This window comes from Streptococcus mitis, from assembly GCF_003942865.1.
Classification (GTDB): Bacteria; Bacillota; Bacilli; order Lactobacillales; family Streptococcaceae; genus Streptococcus; species Streptococcus mitis_BI.
On the sequence record NZ_RJNZ01000002.1, the window covers coordinates 37035 to 57813 of the forward strand.

The window sequence follows — 20779 nt, forward strand, 5'->3', positions numbered from 1 at the left end:
ACCAAGCATGTTATAATGAAAACTGCTCAAACGACCTTCAATCGTGAAGCACACACGACCTTCAATCGTGAATAAACGAATAGATGGGAGACTTACAATGAGTGATAACTCTAAAATACGTGTTGTCGTGGGGATGAGTGGTGGTGTTGATTCGTCGGTGACGGCTCTTTTGCTCAAGGAGCAGGGCTACGATGTGATCGGTATCTTCATGAAGAACTGGGATGACACAGATGAAAACGGCGTCTGTACGGCGACCGAAGATTACAAGGATGTGGCTGCGGTAGCAGACCAGATTGGCATTCCCTACTACTCTGTCAATTTTGAAAAAGAGTACTGGGACCGCGTTTTCGAGTATTTCCTAGCGGAATACCGTGCAGGACGCACGCCAAATCCAGATGTTATGTGCAACAAGGAAATCAAGTTCAAGGCCTTTTTGGACTATGCCATGACCTTGGGGGCAGACTATGTGGCGACTGGGCATTATGCTCGAGTGGCGCGTGATGAGGATGGCATCGTTCACATGCTTCGTGGTGTGGACAATGGCAAGGACCAAACCTATTTCCTCAGCCAGCTTTCGCAAGAACAACTTCAAAAAACCATGTTCCCTCTGGGGCATTTGGAAAAGCCTGAAGTTCGCAGACTAGCAGAAGAAGCAGGTCTTGCGACTGCTAAGAAGAAAGACTCGACAGGGATTTGCTTTATCGGAGAAAAGAACTTTAAAAATTTCCTCAGCAACTACTTACCAGCTCAGCCTGGTCGCATGATGACTGTGGATGGTCGCGATATGGGCGAGCATGCAGGACTTATGTATTATACAATCGGTCAGCGTGGCGGTCTGGGTATCGGTGGGCAACACGGTGGTGACAATGCCCCTTGGTTCGTTGTCGGAAAAGACTTAAGCAAGAATATCCTCTATGTCGGCCAAGGTTTCTACCATGATTCGCTCATGTCAACCAGCCTAGAGGCTAGCCAAGTCCACTTTACTCGTGATATGCCAGAGGAGTTTACGCTCGAATGTACGGCTAAATTCCGCTACCGTCAGCCTGATTCTAAGGTGACCGTCCATGTCAAAGGAGATAAGGCAGAGGTCATCTTTGCAGAACCGCAACGAGCCATTACACCAGGACAGGCAGTTGTCTTTTACGATGGCGAAGAGTGTCTAGGTGGCGGTTTGATTGACAATGCTTACCGCGATGGACAAGTTTGTCAGTACATTTAGATTGACAAATTTTCTCAATTTGCTACAATAATAAAAGCAATAGAAATGATGGTCAAAGCTCATGGATGTTGCAGGCTTTTTGTCCTGCACTTCTTTGGAGTTTTGACTGTTTTTGTGTCGTTTAAGGGAAAGGATAGGAATGACTCAACAAGACTTTCGGACAAAAGTAGGAAATACAGTTTTTGGCGTTCGGGCGACAGCTTTGATTCTTCAAAATCGCAAACTCCTAGTTACCAAAGATAAGGGCAAGTATTACACAATTGGAGGTGCGATTCAAGTCAATGAAAGCACGGAAGACGCGGTAGTCCGTGAAGTGAGGGAAGAACTGGGTGTCAAAGCTCAAGCTGGGCAACTAGCTTTTGTAGTTGAAAATCGTTTTGAACAGGACGGTATTTACTATCACAATATCGAGTTTCATTATCTAGTGAATTTGCTTGAAGATGCCCCATTGACCATGCAGGAAGATGAAAAATCGCAGCCCTGTGAATGGATTGACATAGACAAGCTTGAGGGTATCAATCTAGTTCCAGCCTTTTTAAAAACAGCCCTGCCAGATTGGGACGGCCAACTAAGACACATTCATCTTGAGGAATAGGAGAGAAATATGACTTATAATTTTACAGAAGAATACGATATTATTGTAATTGGTGCAGGACACGCGGGGGTGGAAGCATCCCTAGCTGCTAGCCGTATGGGCTGCAAGGTCTTGCTTGCGACTATCAACATTGAAATGCTGGCTTTCATGCCTTGTAACCCTTCGATCGGTGGTTCTGCCAAGGGGATTGTCGTGCGTGAAGTTGATGCCCTCGGTGGCGAGATGGCCAAGACCATTGACAAGACTTACATTCAGATGAAGATGCTCAACACAGGGAAAGGTCCAGCCGTTCGTGCCCTTCGTGCGCAGGCTGACAAAGAGCTTTACTCTAAGGAGATGCGCAAGACAGTTGAAAATCAAGAGAATCTCACCCTTCGTCAAACCATGATTGATGAGATTTTGGTGGAAGATGGCAAGGTTGTCGGTGTTCGTACAGCGACTCATCAAGAATATGCTGCTAAGGCTGTTATCGTGACGACAGGGACTGCCCTCCGTGGGGAAATTATCATTGGAGACCTTAAGTATTCATCAGGTCCTAACCACAGCCTAGCTTCGATTAACCTTGCTGACAATCTCAAGGAATTAGGCCTCGAAATCGGTCGTTTCAAGACAGGAACCCCTCCACGTGTCAAGGCTTCTTCTATCAACTACGATGTGACCGAGATTCAGCCAGGAGACGAAGCGCCTAATCATTTCTCATACACTTCACGAGATGAGGACTATGTCAAAGATCAAGTGCCATGCTGGTTGACCTATACCAATGGTACCAGTCATGAGATTATCCAAAACAACCTCCACCGTGCGCCTATGTTTACAGGTGTGGTCAAGGGAGTAGGGCCTCGTTACTGTCCGTCGATTGAGGACAAGATTGTGCGCTTTGCGGACAAGGAACGTCATCAACTCTTCCTTGAGCCAGAAGGGCGCAATACAGAGGAAGTCTATGTTCAAGGTTTATCAACCAGTCTGCCTGAGGATGTCCAGCGTGAGCTGGTTCATTCTATCAAAGGTTTGGAAAACGCAGAGATGATGCGAACAGGTTATGCCATTGAGTATGACATGGTCTTGCCTCACCAGTTGCGTGCGACTTTGGAAACCAAGAAAATCTCAGGTCTTTTCACTGCTGGTCAGACAAATGGAACGTCAGGTTACGAAGAGGCAGCAGGTCAAGGGATTATCGCTGGGATCAATGCGGCTTTGAAAGTCCAAGGCAAGCCTGAGTTGATTTTGAAGCGTAGTGACGGTTATATTGGGGTCATGATTGATGACTTGGTGACCAAGGGAACCATTGAACCCTACCGTCTCTTGACCAGTCGTGCTGAATACCGTCTCATTCTTCGCCATGACAATGCTGATATGCGTTTGACTAAGATGGGACGTGAGATTGGCCTTGTGGATGACGAACGCTGGGCTCGCTTTGAAATCAAGAAAAATCAATTTGATAATGAGATGAAACGCCTAGACAGCATCAAACTCAAGCCAGTCAAGGAAACCAATGCCAAGGTTGAGGAGATGGGCTTCAAGCCGTTGACAGATGCAGTGACAGCCAAGGAATTCCTTCGCCGTCCAGAAGTTTCTTATCAAGATGTGGTGGCCTTCATCGGACCAGCTGCAGAGGACTTGGATGACAAGATTATCGAATTGATTGAAACAGAAATCAAGTACGAAGGCTATATTTCCAAAGCCATGGATCAGGTTGCCAAGATGAAACGCATGGAAGAAAAACGCATTCCAGCCAATATCGACTGGGATGACATTGATTCTATCGCGACGGAAGCCCGTCAGAAGTTCAAACTCATCAATCCAGAAACCATCGGCCAAGCCAGCCGTATTTCGGGAGTAAACCCAGCAGATATTTCTATTTTGATGGTGTATCTTGAAGGTAAAAATCGTAGTATTTCAAAAACTCTTCAAAAATCAAAATGATACGTCGTCGGCTTCTTACGAATGAGTTCAAAGCTTGGCTTTGATTCATCGCCAGCCTCCCATAGTTCCCCTAACTATGGGAGCTAACTCAAGTTATGCTTTCGCCTAGCCTTCTAGTCTGATTTCGATTTTTATTGAGTTTCAATCTCAAAAGAAAGCATAGAGAAAAACAGCTCCGAAAAATCGGGGCTGTTTTGTTGACTTATTCTTCATCTGGTGTGAGGATCATTGGGATGATAATCGGTTCACGTTCTGTATTTTCATAGAGAAAGGGGCGAATAGCGTTGACAATGGCACCATTGACAGATTGAACGCTAGCATCCTTGTTTTTCAGTGCGATACGAATGGCATTGAAGAGGATACGCTGGCTTTGGCGAATCAAGTCACCAGATTCTCTCATGTAGACAAAGCCTCGGCTGAGGATGTCAGGACCAGACAGAATCATCTGCGATTTGAAGTCAACAGTTGCGACTGCTAGAACGACACCGTCTTCAGATAGATCACGACGATCTTTGAGGACAGCAGCACCGATTTCACCGATACGATTTCCATCGACATAGATATCTTGAGCGTTGAAATGACCTGCGATACGAGCTGAGTCAGCAGTAAGGGCAAGCACATCACCATTGCTCATAATAAAGATATTGTCCTTCTCAACCCCAGTATCCACTGCTAGTCCAGCGTGGAGTTTTTGCATGCGGTATTCACCGTGGACAGGCATGAAGTATTTTGGCTTAATCAAGCGGAGCATAAGTTTTTGCTCTTGCTGGCCACCGTGTCCAGATGTATGGATATTGTTAACCTTGCCGTGGATAACTTCGACACCAGCTTCAGAAATGATGTTGATTAGTTTGTTGACGCTAGTAGTGTTTCCAGGGATTGGACTAGAAGAGAAGATAACCGTATCGCCTGGTTGGAGTTGTACCTGACGGTGGGTTCCGTTGGCGATACGAGAGAGTGCCGCCATAGGTTCACCCTGACTACCTGTACAGAGGATCAGAACTTCTCCTGCAGGATAGTCTTTGATTTCATTTGGCTCGATAAAGGTTCCCTTAGGAGCTTTGATGTAGCCAAGCTCGATTCCGTTGACAATGGCCTTTTCCATAGAACGACCAAAGACCGCAATCTTACGTCCAGTCTTAACAGCAGCTTCTGTTGCTTGCTGGAGACGGAAGATATTTGAGGCAAAGGATGCAAAGATGATACGTCCCTCTATGCCTTGGATAATCTTCATGATGGACTGACCAACGACTTTTTCAGAGTTGGTAAAGGTTGGCACTTCTGCATTTGTTGAGTCAGACAGGAGACAGAGCACGCCTTCTTCGCCAAGGGCTGCCATACGGTGCAAGTCTGCTGGTTCTCCAACTGGAGTAAAGTCAAACTTGAAGTCACCCGTACAAACGATTTTTCCTTGTGGAGTATGAATGACAATCCCCAAAGGTTCTGGAATAGAGTGAGTCGTTCTAAAGAAAGTTGCCTTGAGATTTTTAAAGGTCAACTCAGTGTTGTGGTTGATTTCGTAAAGTTTGGCATTGCGCAAGAGGCCGTGTTCTTCGAGTTTCCCACGGATCAAAGCCAAGGCAAGCGGTCCAGCATAGATAGGGACATTTGCTTGCTTAAGCAGGAAAGGAATCCCACCAATGTGGTCCTCGTGTCCGTGTGTAATCAAAACAGCCTTGACGCGGTCGATATTGTCCACGATGTAAGAGTAATCAGGAATGACATAGTCGATACCAAGCAAGTCATCTTCTGGGAATTTAATCCCAGCATCGACGATGATAATCTCATCTTGGTATTCAATCCCATATGTATTTTTCCCGATTTCTCCCAGACCACCGATGGCAAAAACGCCGACTTCTTCAGGTTTAAGAGTATAGGCCATATTAGAACTCCGTAATTTCGAAGGCGCCAGTTTCTTTTTCGTAATCTAGCAATTTGTCAGACAAGAGTTCGATATACTCGATATTGTACTCTGGGCGATTTTCTTCGACAAGTTGACGAGCAGCGATACGGCCCTCAAGTTCTGAGCTGGCATCGATGTCTAGGTAAAGTGCGCGTGTTGTTTCGCGACGTGGGCTACGTTCTTTTGTTTCTTGATAAAAAACTTTGTAAATCATATAGTTCCTTTCTATTTACAGGTCAGCTTATTCCAAACTTTTAGCAGATATTTGCTTGATTTCATTCCATTTTTTGTCTAGATTGACCTTGATTCGTTACAATTATCTCAATTATACCACAAAATGAAAAATTAGTAAAAGACGGGAACGAGAAAGTCATAGAGTCACTCATTAGGAAGCGTTTGCAAAAATAAAGAAAGTATGTTATCTTGATAATGGAAGTGGAATTTATCGTTTGTCATAATTCCCTATAGTTTTTAAGTCAAGGAGGTTGCCCTATGTATAACTTATTTTCTTTTGCTATCGGAGTTCGCTTGGTAGCTTTTATCATTTTTGTTGCTTGTGTTTATGGAGGGAATCTTCTATTTGCCAAAATGGAACGACGACAAACCAAGTTCTTGTGGAAAATTACCTTTGTGACTCTCTACTCGCTTTTTCTCCTCCTAGTAACCTATGTCGTTTGGTTTGTATTTTACTTTGGATTAAATGCTTAGATGCCCTGCTCATGCTGGGGTATTTTTGTTTGGGGGTAAAAAATAGAAAAACTCTTGATTGAGGTCAAGAGGCAGTTTCAAATCTAGAGCAACAAAAAAATGAGAGGACCAATGGTAGTCAGGGGTTTTTACAGCTCAAAGCTGAGAGCAGTCCCACACTCGTACCAGAAGTTGGTACCTTTGAACGCTCTGTTACCAGTCGCCCTACGTTATCCTCTCAATATTTACATTTTACTATAACTTACTGAGGGAATCAACTTTAAAAGCATCAAAAAGCTCCTGACCGAAGTCAAGAGCCATCTAACACTGGGGGCGAACTAATCAATCGCAATTCCAGTTCTTTAGAAACCAAAGTTTCAGGGATAGCACCGCAACCCGAAGAGTCAACGACTCAACCTGATTTTCCTACCAGTGTTGAATTACATTTTAACATTGATAGACCAACATAGTCAACAGTTTATATAAAAATAGGAATACCAAAAAGAGGATTAAGAATGCTTAGTTTGTTTGAATTTGCGATAGGGATTGGCCTCTTGGTGTTTATAGTCTTTGTAGCCTGTGTCTATGGGGGAATGCTCTGTTTGTACATCTGGGATACCGCAAAAAAATTCCTTTGGAAGCTTGCTTTTGTGACGCTCTATTTAATTTTTCTCCTCCTTGTAACCTATGTTGTCTGGCTCGTTTTCTACTTTGGATTAAATGCTTAGATGCCCTACTCATGATGGGGCTTTTTTGTTTGGGGGCAAAGAAAATTCCCATGTGCCAGCTTTTGTAGTATAATAGTAAGCAGACAAAAAGATAGGAATGTGTTATGAAAGTATTAGCTTTTGATACGTCCAGCAAGGCTCTTTCTCTCGCTATTTTAGAGAACAAGCAGGTTCTTGCCGAGACGACGATTAATATTAAGAAAAATCATAGTATTACCCTCATGCCTGCCATCGATTTTTTGATGGCAAGTTTGGATTGGACACCCAAGGACTTGGACCGAATCGTGGTGGCGGAAGGGCCAGGTAGCTACACAGGTTTGCGAATTGCGGTAGCAACTGCCAAGACTTTGGCTCATACCCTGAACATTGAGTTAGTTGGTATGTCTAGCCTCTGGGCTCTGGTGCCATATCAACAAGAAGGCTTGTTCGTTCCTTTGATGGATGCGCGTCGCAACAATGTTTATGCAGGATTTTATGAAAATGCCAAACCTGTCATGCCAGAAGCGCATCTATCTTTTGAAGAGGTGCTAGAAAAAGTCAAGGGTGCTAGTCAGGTAACCTTTGTCGGAGAAGTTGCCCCCTTTGTGGAGCAGATTCAAGAACACTTACCAAGGACTAATTACAAAGAAACCTTGCCTAATGCAGCCAATCTTGCTCTTTTGGCTTGGGACAAGGAAGCAGACTCCTTGCATGATTTTGTGCCGAATTACCTCAAACGTGTTGAGGCTGAGGAAAACTGGCTTAAGAACCACACCGAGTCTGGTGAGTCTTACATTAAACGCCTATGATAGAGATCAAACGAATCCAACAGCAGCCTGACTTGGCTCAAGACATCTACGCTGTCATGGCAGCTGTTTACCCAGTCAGTCCTTGGACGCTGGAACAAATCCAAGCAGATCTGTCCCAAGACCAGACTTGGTATGCTCTGGCTTATGATGGGGCAGAAGTGATTGGATTTCTAGCTGTGCAGGAAAATATCTTTGAGGCAGAAGTCTTGCAAATCGCTGTTAAAGGAGACTATCAGGGTCAGGGAATTGCGTCAGCTTTGTTTTCTCAAATGCCGACAGATAAGGAGATTTTCCTCGAAGTCAGAAAGTCAAATCAACGAGCGCAAGCATTTTACAAGAAAGAAAAGATGGCAGTCATCGCTGAGAGAAAGGCCTACTACCATGATCCAGTCGAGGACGCCATCATCATGAAGAGAGAAATAGATGAAGGATAGATATATTTTAGCATTTGAGACATCCTGTGATGAGACCAGTGTCGCCGTCTTGAAAAACGACAATGAGCTCTTGTCCAATGTCATTGCTAGTCAAATTGAGAGTCACAAACGTTTTGGGGGCGTAGTGCCGGAAGTAGCCAGTCGTCACCATGTTGAGGTTATTACAGCCTGTATCATGGAGGCGTTATCCGAAGCAGGGATTACCGAAGAGGACGTGACAGCTGTTGCGGTTACCTATGGACCAGGCTTGGTCGGAGCCTTGTTAGTTGGCTTGTCAGCTGCTAAGGCCTTTGCTTGGGCTCATGGACTTCCGCTGATTCCTGTTAACCACATGGCCGGTCACCTCATGGCCGCTCAGAGTGTGGAGCCTTTGGAGTTTCCCTTGCTAGCCCTTTTGGTTAGCGGTGGACACACAGAGTTGGTTTATGTTTCTGAAGCTGGTGACTACAAGATTGTTGGGGAAACGCGAGATGACGCGGTTGGTGAGGCTTATGATAAGGTCGGCCGTGTCATGGGCTTAACCTATCCAGCAGGTCGGGAGATTGACGAGCTAGCTCATCAGGGGCAGGATATTTATGATTTTCCTCGTGCCATGATTAAGGAAGATAATCTGGAGTTCTCCTTCTCAGGTTTGAAATCTGCCTTTATCAATCTTCACCACAATGCCGAGCAAAAGGGAGAAAGCCTGTCTACAGAGGATTTGTGTGCTTCCTTCCAAGCAGCTGTACTGGATATTCTTATGGCAAAAACTAAGAAGGCTTTGGAGAAATACCCTGTTAAAACTCTTGTCGTGGCAGGTGGTGTGGCAGCCAATAAAGGCCTCAGAGAACGCCTAGCGGCCGAAATCACAGATGTCAAGGTCATCATCCCACCACTGCGTCTTTGTGGAGACAATGCAGGAATGATTGCCTATGCCAGCGTCAGCGAGTGGAACAAAGAAAATTTTGCAAGCTTGGACCTCAATGCCAAACCAAGCCTCGCTTTTGATACCATGGAATAAAGAGTCAGCTTAGGGCTGGCTTTTTTGCTCTCTTAAATGTCAGAATATTTTGACAAAACTATAAAAATGATGATATAATATCTAAACAATAGGAGGTGGTGAGATGATTGAGAGAATGGAGTTGGGAGAATTTTACAAGGAATTACGCTTGGCGAGAAAGCTCAAGCAGTCAGATGTGGCTTGTGATGGTCTAACAGCCTCTCAGTTGTCCAAGTTTGAACTAGGGCAGTCTATGCTGTCTGCGGATAAACTCATACTAGCCGTCCAAGGGATCAATATGAATTTTGATGAGTTTGGGCACAAGCTCAACAACTATCAAGAATCTCCACATATGCGAATTGGTAGAAAGGTTGTGGATCGGTTTGCCCACCAAGATATAGCTGGCTTAGAACAACTGTTAGAGGAAGTCGAGCAAGAACAGATGGCGCAGACCTATCGTCGTTTGAATGCTATTGTAATCAAAGATGCCATCCATTCACTAGATAAAAGCTACCCACTGGCAGAGGAGGATAGCGAATTTTTGACCAGCTATCTCTATGCTATCGAGTCTTGGACCTGGTTTGAACTCTATATATTCTGTAATACCATGCCTTTCTTGAGTAATCAAGATTTGATATTTTTATCAACCTCTTTACTTGAAAAATCCAAGGAATTTAAAGAGTTGGTACATAATAGATTGTATATGAAGCAAGGATTCTTAAATATCTTATCAGAACTCATGGAGCGTAAACTTTTCTCCTATATCCCAATCTTTGAAGTCGAGTTGGAGAGTATGCTGCGTCCATATGATGTTTTTGAGAAAGTATCGTGGCAATTTTTAAAGAAAATGAGTATTTTTTTTCAAACCAAAGGAAGCAATCAAAAAGAGATTGAACACTTTATCCAATCTCTGCAAGTATTAGAAAATCCACAATTGACAGCCCTCTTCGAATTACGTTTGCAGCAATACAAAGAACTTATTGAGTAGTCAACAATCGCAAATCTGAAATTTCTATAAGAAAAAATATCAAATATGCGATTTACTAAAATGTGGTGATTTCCGTGTTATACTATAATTATTTCATAGTATAGGAGAAAATAGAATGAAAAAGATAATCTCACGCTACTACTTTATTATAGTAATTCTACTAGTTATTGCTGACCAGAAGTTCAGTGGTCTAGTTTTACGCAGCGACCTTGTTACTGGTCTATCTGACTTTGCCTATTATCTGTCGGATATTATGTTGAACTTTCTTGTGGTTCTGTTTGCTCTTATTGCTATGATTTGGTCGGGGAAATGGCAACAAATCAACAGTAGAAAGTTTAAAGGATCCTATCTTTTCTATTCCTTCCTAGCTCTGCTTGCTTTTGTTGTTTGGAATTTTGTCACCTTTTTTCTTTTCCCACCTACTCGAAATGAAATTTCTTATCAACATGCTGCTCCTACTTTTACAGGAGCTACGGCATTTTTGATGTATTTTTTTTATCCTGTGATTGCAGGTCCCATTTTTGAAGATATGATTTATCGTGGATTAGTGATGACTGCTCTGGAAAAAGGAAAGAAATGGGGACTGGATGTGCTCGGATCAGCTATATTATTTGGAATCTTACACATTAGTAATCACGGTTGGGTCTTGACAGACTTTTTCGTATATATGGGTGGCGGTCTCATATTTGCAGTCTTGTTTAGAGTAACCAAGTCCATTTATTGGCCTATTGGGCTGCATATAGTCTACAATGGCATTGGTCAAATTTTGCCGTTGCTGTAATTTTTATTTGCTTAGTAATATTTTAGGAGGAGTGTTCCTAGGCATTCTTTCTATCCAGTTTATTTCTTTACTGAGCGATCTTACCTTTTTAATTGCATTTTTAGGTATCCTTTTCATAAAAATGATCTTAGTTTTAGTAACTATTGCTACTAACTTTGTTTTATTGCTATTTCTTCTAGTTGCCTTTTCTTGTTCTTTGATATTCGTGAAAGTATCTAGCGGAAAATTTGTATAATATATGTTTGAGACTGGATTGCCAGTCTTTTATGATGGCCACAATCAGCAGACTTTTTTCTCTTTACTGAATGTGTTATAATAGTCCATGCTATGGCTGGAGCATTTTCATCCTACTTATACTCTTCGAAAATCAAATTCAAACCGCGTCAGCTTCGCCTTGCCGTACTCAAGTACAGCCTGCGGCTAGCTTCCTAGTTTGCTCTTTGATTTTCATTGAGTATTATTAAGACAATATGAGGAGAAAGATGAAAGAAAAAGGATTTTGGGAGGGGGCGCAGGCAGCTATGCCAACGGCTCTGGGTTATGTTAGTATTGGCCTTGCCTGTGGGATTATCGGTGCGCCCTATGTGACACCTGTTGAGATGGGCTTGATGAGCCTCTTTGTTTATGCTGGGAGTGCCCAGTTTGCCATGCTGGCACTGATTGCGGTTCAAGCACCTGTGGTAGCTATTGCTATGACGGTCTTTTTGATTAATTTGCGTCTCTTTTTGTTGAGCTTGCATGCGTCAACCTATTTCCGTCATACCAGTCTCTGGCATAATATCGGTATGTCTAGTATCTTGACGGATGAGACTTATGGTGTTTTGATGGGCGAATTGGCCCATGCAGACAAGGTCAATCCTATGTGGATGCACGGAAACAATCTCAACAGCTATGTGGCTTGGTTTGTGGGAACAGTTGTCGGAACGGCTCTAGGTGGCCTGCTACCAAATCCAGAAATCTTTGGCTTGGATTTTGCCCTGGTTGGGATGTTCATTGGGATTTTTGCTTCGCAATTCCAGATTATGCAAAGACGGATTCCTGTCCGCAATCTGCTCATTATCCTAGCAGTTGTTGCGGTGTCCTTCTTTTTACTCTTGACAGTGGTGTCTCAGTCGCTAGCTGTTCTGTTTGCGACCTTGCTAGGTTGTACAATGGGGGTGGTTTTAGATGGTCAGTAAGTATCTTTTATTAGCAGTTATTTTCTCTGGCTTGGTGACGTGGATTCCCCGTATGATTCCCTTCATCATGGTCAAGTATAAGGGTTTGCCTGCGATTGTTGAACGTTTTTTGAAGTTCTTGCCCGTTTCGATTATCTTTGCCTTGATTCTTTCAAGTGTAGTGACAGGCAAGGTTGGTAGCTTTCCTCAAATCAAATGGCAAGACTTTTTAGCTGTCTTTCCAACAGCTTGGGTAGCCTTTCGCTACCGCAATCTAGTCGGAACAGTTCTCTTTGGAGTGGTCTTAATTGCAGTCTTGCGTTTGGTCTTTTAATACTCTTCGAAAATCTCTTCAAACCACGTCAGCGTCGCCTTACCGTACTCAAGTACAGCTTGCGGCTAGCTTCCTAGTTTGCTCTTTGATTTTCATTGAGTATAAATTAGCCATAAAGAAAACCTATCACAGAGATAGATATCATATAATGGCGTAAATGCTCTTTTTCTGTTAAGATTATAAGGTATTCTATTTTGGAGGAAATGACATGAAAAAAATCGTTAAATACTCATCTCTTGCGGCCCTTGCTCTTGTTGCCGCAGGTGTGCTTGCAGCTTGCTCAGGGGGTGCTAAGAAAGAAGGAGAAGCAGCTAGCAAGAAAGAAATCATCGTTGCAACCAATGGATCGCCAAAACCATTTATCTATGAAGAAAATGGCGAATTGACTGGCTACGAGATTGAAGTCGTTCGCGCTATCTTTAAAGATTCTGACAAGTATGATGTCAAGTTTGAAAAGACAGAATGGTCAGGTGTCTTTGCTGGTCTTGACGCTGACCGTTACAATATGGCTGTCAACAATCTGAGCTACACTAAAGAACGTGCGGAGAAATACCTTTATGCCGCACCAATTGCCCAAAACCCTAATGTCCTTGTAGTGAAGAAAGACGACTCTAGCATCAAGTCTCTCGCTGATATCGGTGGAAAATCGACGGAAGTCGTTCAAGCCACTACATCAGCTAAGCAGTTAGAAGCATACAATGCTGAACACCCGGACAACCCAACTATCCTTAACTATACTAAGGCAGACTTCCAACAAATCATGGTACGTTTGAGCGATGGACAATTTGACTATAAGATTTTTGATAAAATTGGTGTTGAAACAGTTATCAAGAACCAAGGTTTGGACAACTTGAAAGTTATCGAACTTCCAAGCGACCAACAACCTTACGTTTACCCACTTCTTGCTCAGGGTCAAGATGAGTTGAAATCATTTGTAGACAAACGCATCAAAGAACTTTACAAAGACGGAACGCTTGAAAAATTGTCTAAACAATTCTTCGGAGACACTTATCTACCAGCAGAAGCTGATATTAAATAATTTCTTGAAATCATCCATTCTGAGTAAGGTGGATGATTTCTCAGTTTTTAGGGATATAGTTTTAAACTATATATCTGGCTATCTAATAACAATTTGTGAAATCAAACAAATTGTGAGATACTAGTACGGTATTATTTTTAAGGAGAAAGAATCATGAAAATTAAAAAATGGCTTGGTGTAGCAGCTCTTGCTACAGTCGCAGGTTTGGCTCTTGCAGCTTGCGGAAACTCAGAAAAGAAAGCAGACAATGCAACAACTATTAAAATCGCAACGGTTAACCGTAGCGGTTCTGAAGAAAAGCGTTGGGACAAAATCCAAGAATTGGTTAAAAAAGACGGTATCACTTTGGAATTTACAGAGTTCACAGACTACTCACAACCAAACAAGGCAACTGCTGATGGCGAAGTAGACTTGAACGCTTTCCAACACTATAACTTCTTGAACAACTGGAACAAAGAAAACGGAAAAGACCTTGTAGCGATTGCTGATACTTACATCTCTCCAATCCGCCTTTACTCAGGTTTGAATGGAAGTGACAACAAGTACACTAAAGTAGAAGACATCCCAGCAAACGGAGAAATCGCTGTACCGAACGATGCTACAAACGAAAGCCGTGCGCTTTACTTGCTTCAATCAGCTGGCTTGATTAAATTGGACGTTTCAGGAACTGCTCTTGCAACAGTTGCTAACATCAAAGAGAATCCAAAGAACTTGAAAATCACTGAATTGGATGCTAGCCAAACAGCTCGTTCATTGTCATCAGTTGATGCTGCCGTTGTAAACAATACCTTCGTTACAGAAGCAAAATTGGACTACAAGAAAGCACTTTTCAAAGAACAAGCTGATGAAAATTCAAAACAATGGTACAACATCATCGTTGCGAAAAAAGATTGGGAAACATCACCAAAAGCTGATGCTATCAAGAAAGTGATCGCAGCTTACCACACAGATGAGGTGAAAAAAGTTATCGAAGAAACATCAGACGGTTTGGATCAACCAGTTTGGTAATAAGAAACAGGGAGGTGGGAGAGAAAATTCCACCTCTTGCTTTTGTATAGAGCATGGATTGTCAGGAAGAGTAGTTCATAGAAAGGTAGAGAGAATATGGTTTTTCCTAGCGAACAAGAACAGATTGAAAAATTTGAAAAGGATCAGGTAGCCCAGCATTATTTTGAGGTTTTGCGTACCTTGATTTCTAAGAAGTCGGTCTTTGCCCAACAGGTTGGACTTAAGGAAGTCGCAAACTATCTGGGGGAGATTTTCAAGCGTGTTGGGGCTGAAGTGGAGATTGATGAGACTTACACGGCGCCTTTTGTCATGGCGCATTTCAAGAGTTCGCGTCCAGACGCCAAGACCCTGATTTTCTATAACCACTATGACACTGTGCCAGCGGACGGGGATCAGGTCTGGACAGAGGATCCTTTTACGCTTTCGGTCCGCAATGGCTTCATGTATGGGCGTGGGGTGGATGACGACAAGGGTCATATCACAGCTCGTTTGAGTGCTTTGAGAAAATATATGCAGGACCATGATGATCTGCCTGTCAATATCAGTTTTATCATGGAGGGAGCGGAGGAATCGGCTTCGACAGACCTAGATAAGTATCTGGAAAAACATGCAGACAAACTCCGTGGGGCGGATTTGTTGGTCTGGGAACAAGGGACCAAGAATGCCTTGGAACAGCTAGAAATTTCTGGTGGAAATAAGGGGATTGTGACCTTTGATGCCAAGGTGAAAAGTGCTGATGTGGATATCCACTCTAGTTATGGTGGGGTTGTAGAATCATCTCCTTGGTATCTCCTTCAAGCCTTACAGTCTCTTCGCGCTGCAGATGGTCGTATCTTGGTTGAAGGTTTGTACGGAGAAGTTCAAGAACCAAATGAACGAGAATTGGCCTTGGTGGACACTTACGCCCAACGAAATCCAGGGGAAATCAGCCAGATTTATGGTTTGGAATTGCCTCTCTTACAAGAGGACCGCGCAGCCTTTCTAAAACGTTTCTTTTTCGAGCCAGCTCTTAATATCGAAGGAATTCAGTCAGGTTACCAAGGACAAGGAGTCAAAACGATTTTGCCAGCAGAAGCCAGTGCCAAGCTAGAAGTTCGTTTGGTTCCTGGTCTAGAACCGCATGATGTTCTGGAAAAAATTCGGAAACAGCTAGACAAAAATGGCTTTGATAAGGTAGAATTATACTATACCTTGGGAGAGATGAGCTATCGAAGCGATATGAGCGCGCCAGCCATTCTTAATGTGATCGAGTTGGCCAAGAAATTCTATCCACAGGGCGTTTCAGTCCTGCCGACGACAGCGGGGACAGGGCCTATGCATACGGTCTTTGATGCCCTAGAGGTGCCAATGGTGGCCTTCGGTCTAGGAAATGCCAACAGCCGAGACCACGGTGGAGATGAGAACGTGCGAATCGCCGATTACTACACCCATATTGAATTAGTAGAGGAGCTGATTAGAAGCTATGAGTAGAGATATTATTAAGTTAGATCAGATCGATGTGACTTTTCATCAGAAGAAGAGAACCATCACAGCGGTCAAGGATGTGACTATTCACATCCAAGAAGGGGATATCTACGGAATCGTTGGATATTCTGGAGCAGGGAAATCAACCCTTGTACGGGTGATTAACCTCTTGCAAAAACCATCTGCAGGGAAAATTACCATTGACGACGATGTGATTTTTGATGGCAAGGTGACCTTGACGGCAGAACAGTTGCGTCGTAAACGTCAAGATATTGGAATGATTTTCCAGCATTTCAACCTGATGAGCCAAAAGACAGCAGAGGAGAATGTAGCCTTTGCACTCAAACACTCTGGACTCAGCAAGGAAGAAAAGAAAGCTAAAGTTGCCAAGTTGTTGGACTTGGTTGGCTTGGCAGACCGTGCTGAAAACTACCCTTCACAATTATCTGGAGGGCAAAAACAGCGTGTGGCCATTGCGCGTGCCTTGGCCAATGATCCAAAAATCTTGATTTCAGATGAGTCAACTTCTGCCCTTGACCCTAAGACAACCAAGCAGATTTTGGCCTTGTTGCAAGATTTGAATCAAAAATTAGGCTTGACGGTTGTCTTGATTACGCATGAAATGCAGATTGTCAAAGATATTGCTAACCGTGTTGCAGTTATGCAGGATGGGCATTTGATTGAAGAAGGAAGTGTCCTTGAAATCTTCTCAAACCCTAAACAACCCTTGACCCAAGACTTTATCTCAACAGCTACAGGTATTGACGAAGCCATGGTCAAAATCGAGAAGCAAGAAATCGTGCAACACCTGTCTGAAAACAGCCTTTTGGTGCAACTCAAGTATGCGGGTGCTTCAACAGACGAGCCACTTTTGAATGAATTGTACAAGCATTACCAAGTAACGGCTAATATCCTCTATGGGAATATCGAAATTCTAGATGGCACTCCTGTCGGAGAATTGGTGGTGGTTTTGTCAGGTGAAAAAGCAGCGCTAGCAGGCGCCCAAGAAGCCATTCGTCAAGCAGGCGTACAACTAAAAGTATTGAAGGGAGGACAGTAAGATGGAATCATTGATTCAAACCTATTTGCCAAATGTCTATAAAATGGGCTGGGCTGGTCAGGCAGGCTGGGGAACAGCCATCTACCTAACCCTTTATATGACAGTTCTTTCCTTCGTCATCGGAGGTTTCTTGGGGCTTGTTGCAGGTCTCTTCCTTGTCTTGACAGCGCCAGGTGGTGTTTTGGAGAATAAGGTCGTTTTCTGGATTTTAGATAAGATTACCTCTATTTTCCGTGCGGTTCCTTTCATCATCCTCTTGGCAATCTTGTCTCCCCTTTCTCACTTGATTGTGAAGACAAGTATCGGGCCAAATGCAGCCCTTGTCCCACTTTCTTTTGCAGTCTTTGCCTTCTTTGCCCGTCAGGTGCAGGTGGTCTTGGCTGAACTGGATGGCGGTGTCATTGAGGCAGCTCAAGCTAGCGGAGCGACATTCTGGGATATTGTAGGTGTTTACCTATCAGAAGGTCTTCCAGATTTGATCCGTGTGACAACTGTGACCTTGATTTCCCTTGTTGGGGAAACAGCTATGGCTGGTGCGGTTGGAGCTGGTGGTATCGGTAACGTAGCCATCGCTTATGGATTTAACCGCTATAATCACGATGTGACTATCTTAGCAACCATCATTATCATTTTGATTATCTTTGCGATTCAATTCTTGGGAGATTTCTTGACCAAAAAATTGAGCCATAAATAAAAAGAGCCGTACGGCTCTTTTTTAGTAATCAGATTTTCTGTGCCAATTTTTTACTCAAGGCTTGTCCAATCAAGGCACCCACTAGGGCTCCGATGACAATACTTGTGATAAATAGAAGAACGGTTCCAGGGTTTGGCGCGACCATGATACGGTCAATATATTCTTGGGATTTTCCTCTTGCCAGAAGAGTAGCCATATAGGCTTTGGGAGTAATCCACATAAGTAGAATTGGTCCTGATGTGCTAAAGGCGAAAATAACGAAAGAAAGGAAATTCTTTGTTTGGTCCTTGTATTTTCCTAAATGAGCTACTCCATCTGCTAGGAGGCCACAGATAATTCCAGGAAGGAAGGCACCAGCACCGTGTTTAGATCCCAAGAAAAAGAAGGCCATGACAAGGCCGATAGTGGTAATGGCTCCAAAGCGCGGAATTTTTGCGACTAGGATCATATAGACGCTACCGCCGACAAGGGCAGTAAAGGCAGGCGCATAAAACATGTTTCCAGTTTGGTCAAAGAGATTGCCCAAAAGGACACCAACCCCCATGCAGAGGAAGTAAAGAACTGCAAAAAGCAGTGTAGTTAAGATAGATTTTTTCATGAATTGTCTCCTGATAATTTTTTCATAATTCTCATTGTACCACGGTTCGATGGGATTGTAAATGGAAAATAGAAGTTTTTGAAAACGCTTAAAATATGATATAATAGTTTTATAGTTATTTTTAGGGGGATATCATGGGTAGATTTTTAGACTTTGTCTTTAATCGTTTCTTTTTAGGGATGATTGCGACAGCCTTCTTTTGGCTATTAACCTTGGCAGGAGGGATTATCCTTGGTCTAGCGCCGGCTAGTGCTACCTTGATGAGCCTATATGCAGAGCATGGTTATAGCTTTCGGGAATACACTTTGAAGGAGGCTTGGTCTCTTTACAAGCAAAATTTTGTCTCAAGCAACCTGATTTTCTATAGCTTTTTAGGTGTGGATTTAGTTTTGGTCTATGGCCTGTATCTATTGGTTCAATTACCTCATCAGACTTTTGTTCATTTGATTGCGACATTTTTGAATGTTCTAGTAGTTGCCTTGCTGTTTTTGGCTTATACAGTGTCTTTGAAATTACAAGTTTATTTTGACTTGTCTTATCGAAATAGACTCAAACTATCCTTGATTGGCATTTTTATGAGTCTAGCAGCTGTGGCCAAGGTTTTTCTTGGGACTGTGCTACTTGTGGCAATTGGTTACTATATGCCTGCCCTACTTTTCTTTGTAGGAATTGGGATGTGGCATTTCTTTATCAGTGATATGTTGGAACCGGTCTATGAAAGTATCCATGAAAAATTGGCGACAAAATAGAATGAAGCAGTTTTGGCTACATACGCTTCTAAGAACTTACAGTTCAGTTATGATGATTATTATTGCGAGTTTTACAATCTTACTCTCTTACGCTGACTGGGATTCACGGGAAAAGGAAGCTCAAAGAGTAGCCCAGCGTGTAACCACTCGAACAGTCGATGAGGTAGAGTATTATTATCGGGAGTCAGCCCAGCTAGCGCAGGCTTTGGTTGAAAATCAGGCTCGTATTGAGGGAATTTATAAGTATTTTAGTCTGAGTACGCCTGAATATTTTTATTGGCAGTTAGAACGTAAGGCTTCTCCGTATATATCAGTGTCTTTATATGAAAATATTGATGATCTCTATGTTCGGAATGATTTTGTTACTGGAGTTGCGATTGCTCTTCAGGATTATAAAGAAGTTTATGTGTCAGCCAGAGATAAACGCGGTGGAGAGAAAATCTCAGCTGAGGATTTTAAACCAGCAGAAAACAGTTTTGCCATTCCTGTATCTGATCCTGTCTCGGATAAAGATTTGGGAGTTGTCTATATCTCTTTATCTACCAATGTCTTAAATGGAGCTATTGATAATACTAGGGGGCATATACCTATGGCTGTATTTGTAACCTCTCCTTTTGAGACAGAGATGTTTCATATTGGGGAACAATTGTCCTCAGATAAAGAAAATTGGTTTGTCGGTATTACTTCTCATGGCTACAGAGTTCAAGTAGCTGTTGCTAAGAACTTTGTTCTGTTTGGCATCTTAAGAAGTTCGGCTCTAATTGTTAGTTTGAGTATCCTCTTTATTGTCATACTATATGTTACCTTGAGGAAGACTTTTTCAAATTATCAAAAGCAGGTAGTGGATTTGGTGGATTCCATTCAAGCTATTGCCCAAGGAGAGGAAGGTCTTCGTATTGATACACTTGAAAAGGATCAGGAATTGCTCCTAATCGCGGAGACGACCAATGATATGTTGGATCGATTGGAAAAGAATATCCATGATATTTATCAGTTAGAACTTAGTCAAAAAGATGCCAATATGAGAGCCTTACAGGCTCAGATTAATCCTCACTTCATGTATAATACTCTGGAGTTCTTGCGCATGTATGCAGTCATGCAAAGTCAAGATGAGTTAGCGGATATCATTTATGAGTTCAGTAGCCTGTTGCGTAACAATATTTCGGACGAAAGAGAAACTCTTCTCAAACAGGAATTAGAATTTTGTCGTAAATATAGTTATCTTTGCATGGTTCGTTATCCCAAGTCCATTGCCTATGGTTTCAAGATAGACCCAGAGTTAGAGAATATAAAGATTCCTAAGTTTACCTTGCAACCGCTGGTAGAAAATTATTTCGCTCATGGTGTTGACCATAGACGGACAGATAATGTGATTAGCATTAAAGCTCTTAAACGAGATGGTTTTGTGGAAATTTTAGTGGTAGATAATGGTCGTGGTATATCGTCTGAAAAGCTGGCAAATATTCGAGAAAAATTAAGTCAGAGACATTTTGAACACCAAGCAAGCTATAGTGCAAAAAGGCAGTCTATTGGAATTGTCAATGTCCATGAGCGTTTTGTACTCTATTTTGGGGACCGCTATGCCATTACGATAGAGTCTGCGGAGCAAGCAGGTGTTCAGTATCGTATTACAATTCAAGATGAGTAGAAA

General features: G+C 42.8%; 22 protein-coding genes. 19 read left to right on the top strand and 3 right to left on the bottom strand.

Features of this window, described 5'->3' with window-relative positions; genetic code table 11:
- Positions 1–97 precede the first annotated feature (97 nt).
- From mnmA to mnmG, 3 genes are all read left to right on the top strand, one after another.
- Positions 98–1219, top strand: a complete 1122-nt coding sequence (mnmA, locus tag D8845_RS02065; protein WP_125452316.1) for a tRNA 2-thiouridine(34) synthase MnmA — start codon at positions 98–100, stop codon at positions 1217–1219.
- A gap of 139 nt (positions 1220–1358) precedes the next feature.
- Positions 1359–1814, top strand: a complete 456-nt coding sequence (locus D8845_RS02070; RefSeq protein ID WP_173253842.1) for an NUDIX hydrolase — start codon at positions 1359–1361, stop codon at positions 1812–1814.
- Positions 1815–1823: 9 nt separating this feature from the next.
- Positions 1824–3737 (top strand): tRNA uridine-5-carboxymethylaminomethyl(34) synthesis enzyme MnmG, encoded by a 1914-nt coding sequence (gene mnmG, locus D8845_RS02075; protein ID WP_125452318.1) that lies wholly within the window; start codon positions 1824–1826, stop codon positions 3735–3737.
- 202 nt (positions 3738–3939) lie between these two features.
- Here the strand turns inward: mnmG and rnjA are convergent, their stop codons facing one another.
- Positions 3940–5619, bottom strand: coding sequence for a ribonuclease J1 (gene rnjA, locus D8845_RS02080; RefSeq protein WP_125452319.1), 1680 nt, complete (start codon positions 5617–5619; stop codon positions 3940–3942).
- A 1-nt stretch (position 5620) separates the two neighbouring features.
- Positions 5621–5854, bottom strand: coding sequence for a DNA-dependent RNA polymerase subunit epsilon (locus D8845_RS02085; RefSeq protein ID WP_000639572.1), 234 nt, complete (start codon positions 5852–5854; stop codon positions 5621–5623).
- Between the two features lie 278 nt (positions 5855–6132).
- On the opposite strand from D8845_RS02085, the gene D8845_RS02090 reads away from it, so the two are divergent.
- The 14 genes from D8845_RS02090 to D8845_RS02165 all read left to right on the top strand — a co-directional run bounded on the left by D8845_RS02090 (position 6133) and on the right by D8845_RS02165 (position 17781).
- Positions 6133–6348 carry a hypothetical protein gene (locus tag D8845_RS02090; protein WP_125452320.1) on the top strand — a complete coding sequence of 72 codons (216 nt, stop codon included), beginning with the start codon at positions 6133–6135 and terminating at the stop codon, positions 6346–6348.
- 494 nt (positions 6349–6842) lie between these two features.
- Positions 6843–7055 (top strand): hypothetical protein, encoded by a 213-nt coding sequence (locus D8845_RS02095; protein ID WP_125452321.1) that lies wholly within the window; start codon positions 6843–6845, stop codon positions 7053–7055.
- A 104-nt stretch (positions 7056–7159) separates the two neighbouring features.
- The gene (gene tsaB / locus D8845_RS02100; RefSeq protein ID WP_125452322.1) at positions 7160–7843 is read left to right on the top strand and encodes a tRNA (adenosine(37)-N6)-threonylcarbamoyltransferase complex dimerization subunit type 1 TsaB; all 684 of its coding nucleotides are present in this window, start codon (positions 7160–7162) and stop codon (positions 7841–7843) included.
- Positions 7840–8277, top strand: a complete 438-nt coding sequence (gene rimI / locus D8845_RS02105; RefSeq protein WP_125452323.1) for a ribosomal protein S18-alanine N-acetyltransferase — start codon at positions 7840–7842, stop codon at positions 8275–8277. Before tsaB ends, rimI begins: the two co-directional genes overlap by 4 nt.
- The gene (tsaD, locus tag D8845_RS02110; RefSeq protein ID WP_125452324.1) at positions 8267–9277 is read left to right on the top strand and encodes a tRNA (adenosine(37)-N6)-threonylcarbamoyltransferase complex transferase subunit TsaD; all 1011 of its coding nucleotides are present in this window, start codon (positions 8267–8269) and stop codon (positions 9275–9277) included. Before rimI ends, tsaD begins: the two co-directional genes overlap by 11 nt.
- A 103-nt stretch (positions 9278–9380) precedes the next feature.
- On the top strand, positions 9381–10244 hold the full coding sequence (locus D8845_RS02115) for an XRE/MutR family transcriptional regulator (protein ID WP_125452325.1): 864 nt from the start codon (positions 9381–9383) through the stop codon (positions 10242–10244).
- 115 nt (positions 10245–10359) lie between these two features.
- Positions 10360–11025, top strand: coding sequence for a CPBP family intramembrane glutamic endopeptidase (locus tag D8845_RS02120; protein WP_125452326.1), 666 nt, complete (start codon positions 10360–10362; stop codon positions 11023–11025).
- Between the two features lie 482 nt (positions 11026–11507).
- Positions 11508–12203, top strand: coding sequence for an AzlC family ABC transporter permease (locus D8845_RS02130; RefSeq protein ID WP_125452328.1), 696 nt, complete (start codon positions 11508–11510; stop codon positions 12201–12203).
- Complete coding sequence (locus tag D8845_RS02135; RefSeq protein WP_125452329.1) at positions 12193–12516, top strand: AzlD domain-containing protein; 324 nt, start codon at positions 12193–12195, stop codon at positions 12514–12516. Before D8845_RS02130 ends, D8845_RS02135 begins: the two co-directional genes overlap by 11 nt.
- Before the next feature lie 208 nt (positions 12517–12724).
- A complete protein-coding gene (locus D8845_RS02145; RefSeq protein ID WP_000724930.1) occupies positions 12725–13555 on the top strand; it encodes an amino acid ABC transporter substrate-binding protein in 831 nt (276 codons plus the stop codon).
- Positions 13556–13708: 153 nt separating this feature from the next.
- Positions 13709–14563 carry a MetQ/NlpA family ABC transporter substrate-binding protein gene (locus tag D8845_RS02150; RefSeq protein WP_042751775.1) on the top strand — a complete coding sequence of 285 codons (855 nt, stop codon included), beginning with the start codon at positions 13709–13711 and terminating at the stop codon, positions 14561–14563.
- A 96-nt stretch (positions 14564–14659) separates the two neighbouring features.
- Positions 14660–16033 (top strand): M20 family metallopeptidase, encoded by a 1374-nt coding sequence (locus D8845_RS02155; protein ID WP_125452330.1) that lies wholly within the window; start codon positions 14660–14662, stop codon positions 16031–16033.
- Positions 16026–17087, top strand: a complete 1062-nt coding sequence (locus tag D8845_RS02160; protein WP_078238053.1) for a methionine ABC transporter ATP-binding protein — start codon at positions 16026–16028, stop codon at positions 17085–17087. The genes D8845_RS02155 and D8845_RS02160 overlap by 8 nt, the downstream gene beginning before the upstream one ends.
- Before the next feature lies 1 nt (position 17088).
- Positions 17089–17781, top strand: a complete 693-nt coding sequence (locus tag D8845_RS02165; protein ID WP_049546857.1) for a methionine ABC transporter permease — start codon at positions 17089–17091, stop codon at positions 17779–17781.
- 28 nt (positions 17782–17809) lie between these two features.
- On the opposite strand, the gene D8845_RS02170 is transcribed toward D8845_RS02165, so the two are convergent.
- Positions 17810–18379 carry an MptD family putative ECF transporter S component gene (locus tag D8845_RS02170; protein WP_125452331.1) on the bottom strand — a complete coding sequence of 190 codons (570 nt, stop codon included), beginning with the start codon at positions 18377–18379 and terminating at the stop codon, positions 17810–17812.
- A 134-nt stretch (positions 18380–18513) separates the two neighbouring features.
- Here D8845_RS02170 and D8845_RS02175 point away from each other — a divergent pair, with 134 nt between their 5' ends.
- Together D8845_RS02175 and D8845_RS02180 are read left to right on the top strand one after the other, a co-directional pair.
- On the top strand, positions 18514–19128 hold the full coding sequence (locus D8845_RS02175) for a YesL family protein (RefSeq protein WP_125452332.1): 615 nt from the start codon (positions 18514–18516) through the stop codon (positions 19126–19128).
- Positions 19106–20776 carry a sensor histidine kinase gene (locus tag D8845_RS02180; RefSeq protein WP_125452333.1) on the top strand — a complete coding sequence of 557 codons (1671 nt, stop codon included), beginning with the start codon at positions 19106–19108 and terminating at the stop codon, positions 20774–20776. The genes D8845_RS02175 and D8845_RS02180 overlap by 23 nt, the downstream gene beginning before the upstream one ends.
- The last annotated feature ends 3 nt before the right edge of the window (positions 20777–20779 follow it).

Coding starts and splice junctions, on each gene's coding strand:
- D8845_RS02130 (WP_125452328.1), top strand. CDS start 11,508: ATGAAAGAAAAAGGATTTTGGGAGGGGGCGCAGGCAGCTATGCCAACG.
- D8845_RS02180 (WP_125452333.1), top strand. CDS start 19,106: ATGAAAAATTGGCGACAAAATAGAATGAAGCAGTTTTGGCTACATACG.
- D8845_RS02165 (WP_049546857.1), top strand. CDS start 17,089: ATGGAATCATTGATTCAAACCTATTTGCCAAATGTCTATAAAATGGGC.
- D8845_RS02160 (WP_078238053.1), top strand. CDS start 16,026: ATGAGTAGAGATATTATTAAGTTAGATCAGATCGATGTGACTTTTCAT.
- D8845_RS02145 (WP_000724930.1), top strand. CDS start 12,725: ATGAAAAAAATCGTTAAATACTCATCTCTTGCGGCCCTTGCTCTTGTT.
- D8845_RS02135 (WP_125452329.1), top strand. CDS start 12,193: ATGGTCAGTAAGTATCTTTTATTAGCAGTTATTTTCTCTGGCTTGGTG.
- D8845_RS02070 (WP_173253842.1), top strand. CDS start 1,359: ATGACTCAACAAGACTTTCGGACAAAAGTAGGAAATACAGTTTTTGGC.
- D8845_RS02170 (WP_125452331.1), bottom strand. CDS start 18,379: ATGAAAAAATCTATCTTAACTACACTGCTTTTTGCAGTTCTTTACTTC.
- D8845_RS02115 (WP_125452325.1), top strand. CDS start 9,381: ATGATTGAGAGAATGGAGTTGGGAGAATTTTACAAGGAATTACGCTTG.
- tsaD (WP_125452324.1), top strand. CDS start 8,267: ATGAAGGATAGATATATTTTAGCATTTGAGACATCCTGTGATGAGACC.
- D8845_RS02150 (WP_042751775.1), top strand. CDS start 13,709: ATGAAAATTAAAAAATGGCTTGGTGTAGCAGCTCTTGCTACAGTCGCA.
- D8845_RS02175 (WP_125452332.1), top strand. CDS start 18,514: ATGGGTAGATTTTTAGACTTTGTCTTTAATCGTTTCTTTTTAGGGATG.
- mnmG (WP_125452318.1), top strand. CDS start 1,824: ATGACTTATAATTTTACAGAAGAATACGATATTATTGTAATTGGTGCA.
- rimI (WP_125452323.1), top strand. CDS start 7,840: ATGATAGAGATCAAACGAATCCAACAGCAGCCTGACTTGGCTCAAGAC.
- tsaB (WP_125452322.1), top strand. CDS start 7,160: ATGAAAGTATTAGCTTTTGATACGTCCAGCAAGGCTCTTTCTCTCGCT.
- D8845_RS02120 (WP_125452326.1), top strand. CDS start 10,360: ATGAAAAAGATAATCTCACGCTACTACTTTATTATAGTAATTCTACTA.
- D8845_RS02155 (WP_125452330.1), top strand. CDS start 14,660: ATGGTTTTTCCTAGCGAACAAGAACAGATTGAAAAATTTGAAAAGGAT.
- D8845_RS02090 (WP_125452320.1), top strand. CDS start 6,133: ATGTATAACTTATTTTCTTTTGCTATCGGAGTTCGCTTGGTAGCTTTT.
- D8845_RS02095 (WP_125452321.1), top strand. CDS start 6,843: ATGCTTAGTTTGTTTGAATTTGCGATAGGGATTGGCCTCTTGGTGTTT.
- mnmA (WP_125452316.1), top strand. CDS start 98: ATGAGTGATAACTCTAAAATACGTGTTGTCGTGGGGATGAGTGGTGGT.
- D8845_RS02085 (WP_000639572.1), bottom strand. CDS start 5,854: ATGATTTACAAAGTTTTTTATCAAGAAACAAAAGAACGTAGCCCACGT.
- rnjA (WP_125452319.1), bottom strand. CDS start 5,619: ATGGCCTATACTCTTAAACCTGAAGAAGTCGGCGTTTTTGCCATCGGT.